Source organism: Sphingomonas sp. (assembly GCF_040398505.1).
In the GTDB taxonomy this organism is placed as follows: domain Bacteria; phylum Pseudomonadota; class Alphaproteobacteria; order Sphingomonadales; family Sphingomonadaceae; genus Sphingomonas.
Window position 1 is genome coordinate 1 of the sequence record NZ_JBBATX010000020.1, and the last position, 6,637, is coordinate 6,637.

11 protein-coding genes are annotated in these 6,637 nt (G+C 62.8%); 5 read left to right on the forward strand and 6 right to left on the reverse strand.

Translation table 11 applies throughout. From position 1 onward, the window contains the following. The 5 genes from ABWP09_RS04485 to ABWP09_RS04505 form a co-directional block, all read right to left on the reverse strand. The coding region (locus ABWP09_RS04485; RefSeq protein ID WP_353203963.1) for an electron transfer flavoprotein subunit alpha/FixB family protein at window positions 1-914 on the reverse strand (914 nt) is incomplete at its 3' end. Then, the gene (locus ABWP09_RS04490; protein ID WP_188446058.1) at window positions 911-1,657 is read right to left on the reverse strand and encodes an electron transfer flavoprotein subunit beta/FixA family protein; all 747 of its coding nucleotides are present in this window, start codon (window positions 1,655-1,657) and stop codon (window positions 911-913) included. The genes ABWP09_RS04490 and ABWP09_RS04485, both read right to left, overlap by 4 nt. Before the next feature lie 10 nt (window positions 1,658-1,667). Then, on the reverse strand, window positions 1,668-1,907 hold the full coding sequence (locus ABWP09_RS04495; RefSeq protein WP_353203964.1) for a hypothetical protein: 240 nt from the start codon (window positions 1,905-1,907) through the stop codon (window positions 1,668-1,670). A gap of 23 nt (window positions 1,908-1,930) precedes the next feature. Next, window positions 1,931-3,130 (reverse strand): ADP-forming succinate--CoA ligase subunit beta, encoded by a 1,200-nt coding sequence (gene sucC, locus ABWP09_RS04500; RefSeq protein ID WP_353203965.1) that lies wholly within the window; start codon window positions 3,128-3,130, stop codon window positions 1,931-1,933. Between the two features lie 70 nt (window positions 3,131-3,200). Continuing rightward, window positions 3,201-3,503: a hypothetical protein gene (locus ABWP09_RS04505; RefSeq protein WP_353203966.1), complete on the reverse strand. Its 303-nt coding sequence runs from the start codon at window positions 3,501-3,503 to the stop codon at window positions 3,201-3,203. 28 nt (window positions 3,504-3,531) lie between these two features. On the opposite strand from ABWP09_RS04505, the gene ABWP09_RS04510 reads away from it, so the two are divergent. Both ABWP09_RS04510 and ABWP09_RS04515 read left to right on the forward strand, forming a co-directional pair. Beyond that, window positions 3,532-4,062: a sterol desaturase family protein gene (locus ABWP09_RS04510; RefSeq protein ID WP_353203967.1), complete on the forward strand. Its 531-nt coding sequence runs from the start codon at window positions 3,532-3,534 to the stop codon at window positions 4,060-4,062. Window positions 4,063-4,093: 31 nt separating this feature from the next. Next, on the forward strand, window positions 4,094-4,690 hold the full coding sequence (locus tag ABWP09_RS04515) for an HAD-IA family hydrolase (protein WP_353203968.1): 597 nt from the start codon (window positions 4,094-4,096) through the stop codon (window positions 4,688-4,690). Between the two features lie 27 nt (window positions 4,691-4,717). Here the strand turns inward: ABWP09_RS04515 and ABWP09_RS04520 are convergent, their stop codons facing one another. Beyond that, window positions 4,718-5,653: a ribose-phosphate pyrophosphokinase gene (locus ABWP09_RS04520; protein WP_188446063.1), complete on the reverse strand. Its 936-nt coding sequence runs from the start codon at window positions 5,651-5,653 to the stop codon at window positions 4,718-4,720. 118 nt (window positions 5,654-5,771) lie between these two features. Between ABWP09_RS04520 and ABWP09_RS04525 the strand changes: the two genes are divergently transcribed. The 3 genes from ABWP09_RS04525 to ABWP09_RS04535 all read left to right on the forward strand — a co-directional run. After that, window positions 5,772-6,026, forward strand: coding sequence for a type II toxin-antitoxin system Phd/YefM family antitoxin (locus ABWP09_RS04525; RefSeq protein ID WP_353203969.1), 255 nt, complete (start codon window positions 5,772-5,774; stop codon window positions 6,024-6,026). Between the two features lie 4 nt (window positions 6,027-6,030). After that, window positions 6,031-6,447 carry a type II toxin-antitoxin system VapC family toxin gene (locus ABWP09_RS04530; protein WP_353203970.1) on the forward strand — a complete coding sequence of 139 codons (417 nt, stop codon included), beginning with the start codon at window positions 6,031-6,033 and terminating at the stop codon, window positions 6,445-6,447. Beyond that, window positions 6,444-6,637, forward strand: a 194-nt coding sequence (locus ABWP09_RS04535) for a glutamate--tRNA ligase family protein (RefSeq protein ID WP_353203971.1), incomplete at its 3' end; no start/stop codon positions are given. The genes ABWP09_RS04530 and ABWP09_RS04535, both read left to right, overlap by 4 nt.

The following is a 6,637-nucleotide window of genomic DNA, read 5'->3' on the forward strand; positions in this document are numbered from 1 at the left end:
AGTTCCGGCACCAACTTGAACAAATCCCCGACCAAGCCGTAATCCGCCACCTGAAAAATCGGCGCGTCCTCGTCCTTGTTGATCGCGATGATCACCTTCGAATCCTTCATCCCGGCGAGATGCTGGATCGCGCCCGAAATGCCGACCGCGACATAGACTTCGGGGGCGACGATCTTGCCGGTCTGGCCGACCTGATAGTCATTCGGGGCATAGCCCGCATCGACCGCCGCGCGGCTCGCCCCGACGCCTGCGCCGAGCTTGTCGGCGAGCGGATCGATGATCGCGTGGAATTGCTCGTCAGAACCGAGCGCGCGCCCGCCCGACACGATGATCTTGGCCGAGGTCAGCTCGGGCCGCTCCGACTTGGCGATTTCCGAGCCGACATAGCTCGAAATGCCTGCATCACCGGTCGTGGCGACGGCTTCGATCGTGCCCGATCCACCCTCGGTCGCGGCCTTGGCAAACGCCGTGCCGCGCACGGTGATCACCTTCTTGGCGTCCTTGGTCTGGACGGTAGCGATCGCATTGCCGGCATAGATCGGCCGCGTGAACGTGTCTTCGCTCTCGACCGAAAGGATGTCGGAAATCTGCATCACGTCGAGCAACGCGGCAACGCGCGGCGCGATATTCTTGCCGTTGGTGGTGGCGGGCGCGAGGAACGCGTCGTGATCCGCCATGAGCCCCGCGATCAGCGGCGCAACATTTTCGGCCAGCGCATGAGCATAAGCCGCATCATCGGCGACGTGCACCTTACCGACGCCCGCGATCTTCGCGGCTTCGGCGGCAACGCCGGCGACGCCTTGCCCGGCGACGAGCAGATGCACTTCGCCCAGTTGCGATGCGGCGGTGACCACGGCGAGCGTGGCATCCTTGACGGTGGCGCCGTCATGTTCGACCCAGACGAGCGTCTTCACTTGGCAACTCCCATCGCCTTGAGTTTGGCAACCAGTTCATCGACATCGGCGACCTTGACGCCGGCCGAGCGCTTGGCGGGTTCGACCACCTTCAGCGTGGTGACACGCGGGGTGACATCGACGCCGTAATCGCCCGGCGTTTTCTGCGCCATCGGCTTCGACTTCGCCTTCATGATGTTGGGCAGCGAAGCGTAGCGCGGTTCGTTGAGCCGCAGATCGACCGTGATGATCGCGGGCAGCGTGAGCGTTTCGGTCTCCGACCCGCCATCGACTTCGCGCGTCACGGTGACGCTGTCGGCGGTCAGCTCGACCTTGGACGCGAAGGTCGCCTGGCCGACGCCCATCAACCCGGCGAGCATTTGCCCGGTCTGGTTGTTGTCATCGTCGATCGCTTGCTTGCCGAGGATGATCAAATCGGGCTTTTCCTCCGCGACGATCGCTTGCAGCAATTTGGCGACGCCCAACGGCTCGACCCTGTCCTCGCTGACGACGAGGATCGCGCGGTCGGCACCCATAGCGAGCGCGGTGCGCAGCGTTTCCTGCGATTTCTGTTCGCCGATCGAGACGACGACGATCTCGGTCACGCCCTTGTCCTTGAGGCGAATCGCTTCCTCGACCGCGATCTCGTCGAACGGGTTCATGCTCATCTTGACGTTGGCCAGATCGACCCCCGTCCCATCCGCCTTGACGCGGGGCTTTACGTTATAGTCAAGCACGCGCTTGACGGGGACCATAACCTTCATGCCTTCATCCTCAATTCGTCAAATCCAGTCGTCGCTCGATACGATCCAGCCTATCTCCAAACCGATCCATCTGCGTCTGCAGGTGCGCCGTTACTTCCGCATCGCCCAACTGATCCCGGCGTAGCACCAGAACGGCAGTATAAGTCTCCGATTGGCGGACCTTCAACTCGCGTATGTCACGCTGCATACTGTCCAGAGTCGCCTGAAAGAGCTTCAAATGCTCCAGCATCAGGTTTTCAACTTCGCCCATCACCTCGCTCCGCTTCGGAAACGCTATGCCGCCTTCTTCACCTCAGCCACGATCTTTTTCGCGGCATCGCCCAGATCGTTTGCCGGAACGATCGCAAGGCCCGAATTGGCCAGGATCGCCTTACCCTCCGCAACATTGGTACCCTCAAGCCGGACGACAAGCGGGACGCTCAAATTCACTTCCTTTGCCGCCGCGACAATGCCCTCGGCGATGATGTCGCACTTCATGATGCCGCCGAAGATGTTGACGAGGATGCCCTTCACGTTCGGATCGGCGAGAATGATCTTGAACGCCGCCGTCACCTTCTCCTTCGACGCGCCACCGCCGACGTCGAGGAAATTGGCGGGGAACATGCCGTTCAGCTTGATGATATCCATCGTAGCCATCGCGAGGCCAGCGCCATTGACCATGCAGCCGATGTCGCCGTCGAGCTTGATGTAAGCGAGGTCGTATTTCGACGCTTCGAGCTCGGCCGGATCTTCCTCGGTCTCGTCGCGGAGTTCCATCAGATCCTTGTGGCGGAACATCGCATTGCCGTCGAACGCGACCTTGGCGTCGAGCACCATCAGCTTCCCGTCATCGGTGACGGCGAGCGGGTTGATCTCGATCTGCTCGGCATCGGTGCCGATAAAGGCATCGTACAGTTTGGACGCGACGAACGATGCCTGCTTGGCGAGATCGCCCGACAGTTCGAGCGCTGCGGCAACGGCGCGGCCGTGATGCGGCTGAAACCCGGTCGCGCAATCGATATCCATGCTGTGAATTTTTTCCGGCGTGTCGTGCGCGACGGTTTCGATGTCCATCCCGCCCTCGGTCGAGGCGACCATCGACACGCGGCCGGTGGCGCGGTTGACGAGCAAGGCGAGGTAGAATTCTTTGGCGATGTCGACGCCGTCGGTGACGTAGAGGCGGTTGACTTGCTTGCCATGCTCGCCGGTCTGGATCGTCACCAGCGTGTTGCCGAGCATATCGGCCGCGGCCGCGCGGACGTCCTCGGCGCTGCGCGCGAGCCGCACGCCGCCCTTGGCATCGGGGCCCAATTCCTTGAACTTGCCCTTGCCGCGCCCGCCGGCATGGATTTGCGCCTTCACGACATAAAGCGGCCCGGGCAGTTTGGCGACGGCGGCAACGGCTTCGTCGACCGACATGGCGGAAAAGCCTGCGGGAACCGGCACGCCGTATTTCGCCAGCACTTCCTTCGCCTGATATTCATGGATGTTCATGGGGCGGGGCCTTTGCCAGAGATCGGGATACGCTGGCCTTAAGCACAGCGCGAACCACGAATCCACCCCCTCAGCGTACCATCCCGCTGGCACACAGTGCCGCCGACGATCCGGTTACCGCGATGATCTGCGGGTCGCGGAGCGATCGCACGCGGTACAAAAACTGGTCGAGATCGCGCGATCGGTCGGCCTTGCCGAGCCCCGCCAAGCGCCGCAGCTGCAGGATCGAGAGCCGATCGACCATCCGCCCGGCCATGCACGCCGCAATCGGCTTGGGAATGCCGGCGCTGACCAACCCGGACCGCGTCAGGGTTTCGGGGGTCGAACAGCCCGCCAGCGCGGCACATGCAAAAAGGATGAAGCAGGGTCGCATATCGTGCTGGCGATGCTATATCGGCCAGATGTCCTGGACAACCGGCCTTTTGACCTTTTTCGCGACCATCCTGGGGATGGAGGTGTTCGCCTATGTCGTTCACCGCTGGGTGATGCACGGCTTTGGCTGGTTCCTCCACGAAAGCCACCACCGCCCGCGCACCGGCTTCTGGGAGCTGAACGACTGGTATTTCGTGATTTTCGCTTTGCCCTCGATTGTCCTGCTGGTGCTGGGAACGAGCGGCACGACCGGCGATTGGGCGACCTGGATCGGCGCGGGGATTGCGGGATATGGCGCGATCTATCTCGGTTTTCACGACGTGATCGTGCACCGGCGGGTGGAGAGCGGCTATGTCCCGCGCTGGAGCTATATGAAGCGCATCGTCCAGGCGCACCGGCTGCACCACGTCGTCGGCACCAAGCACGGCACGGTCAGCTTCGGCTTTATCTACGCACCCAAGCCCGAAGTGCTGAAGGCGGAGTTGAAACGCCGTGGCATGGACGGCGTCCGCGCGGCGGGTGCGCAGGACGGATCGGGGCGCGTGGTCGAGCGCGCTTAACGCTTCCCGTGTGCGATGCCGTGACTGAGCGATGACGATCGAAGCGATTATGGTCGACGTCGACGGCGTCTTGCTCGTTCATCCGGACCCTGCCGGGTGGAGCGCCACGCTGGAACGCGATCTCGGCATTTCCATCGCGACGTTGCAAAGCGCCTTTTTCGAACCGCATTGGAACGATGTGATTCATGGTCACGCGACCTTGCGCGAGCGGCTCGAGCCGGTGCTTCGGGGCATCGCGCCGCAGCTGCCGTACAGCGCGCTAACCGACTATTGGTTCAGTCACGACGCGCACGTGAATCACGCCCTGCTCGCCGAACTCGCATCGCTCCGTGCGGGTGGGATGCAAGTCCATCTCGCCACGGTCCAGGAGCATGAACGCGCGCACTACATCTGGAACGATCTCGGGTTTCGCACGGCGTTCGACGGGCTGCATTATGCCGCCGACCTTGGTTGTGCCAAACCATCCGCCGATTTCTACCGCGCGATCGAGCAGCGCACCGGCTTTCGCCCGGAAGCGCTGTTTTTTATCGATGACAAGATCGCCAATGTCGATGCTGCGATCGCGTGTGGCTGGTCCGCGGCGCTGTGGACCGGCACCGAGACGCTGAAGTCGCTCATGCTGCGGTGACGGTGACGCCGCGGCACCCCGCGCGCGTCAATCGAACAGCGACGACACCGAACTCTCATCCGCAATCCGCCGGATCGCCTCGGCGAGCAGCGGCGCGATCGTCAGATGGCGGATCTTCTTTGCCGCCGAAATGACGTCGTGGCTGCCAATCGAATCGGTGATCACCAATTCCTCGAGCACCGACCCCTCGACGCGCGCGACCGCGCCGCCCGACAGCACGCCGTGCGTGATATAGGCAACCACCCCGGCCGCGCCCGCTTCCATCAACGCCGCCGCAGCGTTGCACAGCGTGCCGCCCGAATCGACGATATCGTCGATCAGGATGCAGAAGCGTCCCTCGACCTCGCCGATGATGTTCATCACTTCGGATTCGCCCGCACGTTCGCGGCGCTTGTCGACGATCGCGAGCGGCGCATTGTCGAGTCGCTTGGCGAGCGCGCGCGCGCGCACCACGCCGCCGACATCGGGCGAGACGACCATCAGGTTATGCCGGCTGTAGCGCGTCTGGATATCGGCCGCGATAACGGGCGCGGCGAACAGATTGTCGGTCGGGATGTCGAAGAACCCCTGGATCTGCCCGGCGTGCAAATCGACCGACAGCACGCGGTCGGCCCCCGCCACGGTAATCAGGTTGGCGACAAGCTTGGCCGAGATCGGCGTGCGCGGTCCGGGTTTGCGGTCCTGCCGGGCATAGCCGAAATAGGGGATGACCGCGGTGATGCGCTTGGCCGAGGCGCGTTTCAGCGCATCGATGCAGATCAGCAATTCCATCAGATTGTCGTTCGCCGGATAGCCGGTCGATTGCAGCACGAAGACATCCTCGCCGCGGACATTTTCCTGAATCTCGACGAAAATTTCCTCGTCGGCAAAACGCCGGACGAGCGCGTCGGTCAACGGCATTTCGAGATACGCCGCGACATCGCGCGCCAGCGGCAGATTGGAATTGCCGGTCATCAGTTTCATGGTGCAAGGCCCCTGCAGTCGCTCGCCCTCTTAATCTCGGGCGACACGAACGCAATGCCGCGATTGTGTCGCCACGAAATTTAGGCTATAAGTTTGGCCATAATTTCCGGAGACCGACATGCGCCACGTCCCCATCGCGCAGTTCAAGGACAAGATGTCCGAGATCATGGCCGCCGCCGAGGCGGGTGAAGACGTCGTCATCACGCGTCACGGACGCGACTACATGAAGCTGGTGCCGGTCGAGGAGGATCGGATGGCGCGACAGCGCGCGGCGATCGCCGGACTGCTCGAACTGCGGGAGGAATTGCGCGCGAAGGGCGTGCGGGTCAGCCCGGAGGAAATTATCGCGTGGAAGAACGAGGGGCGACGATAGTCGCATGATCATCGTCGATACGTCGATCGTCGGGCCATTCGTCCTGCCCGACGAAGCGGCGACGTTACCTCCGGAGGTCGTAAACCGCGTTTTCGACTCGTCGCTCATCGTGCCGCATCATTGGCGGCTCGAAGTGGCCAACATGTTGCGCACGGCGGTCCGCCGCGACCGCATTACGATCGGCCAGCGAGAGACGATCCTTCGTCGCCTCGCAAGCCTAGAGGTGATCGTCGATTGGCTGGGTCAGGATCAAGTCTGGACAACGGTCCTCGCCCTGTCGGACCGCTTCGAACTGACCCCCTATGATGCGGCCTATCTCGAACTGGCCCAGCGCCACGACGGAGCGCTCGCAACGCTCGACCACCGCCTGGCCGCCGCTGCGGCACATTTGTCGATCTCCTTGGTAGTGCTCGAATCATGACCATCCGCACCCGTTTCGCCCCCTCGCCCACCGGCATGTTGCATGTCGGCAATATCCGCACCGCGCTGCATTGCTGGCTGTGGGCGCGCAAAAATGGCGGGGAATTCTGGCTGCGGATCGATGATACCGATGCCGCGCGCAGCGAAGAGCGTTTCGTCGAGGGGATTCGCGCCGATCTCAACTGGCTGGG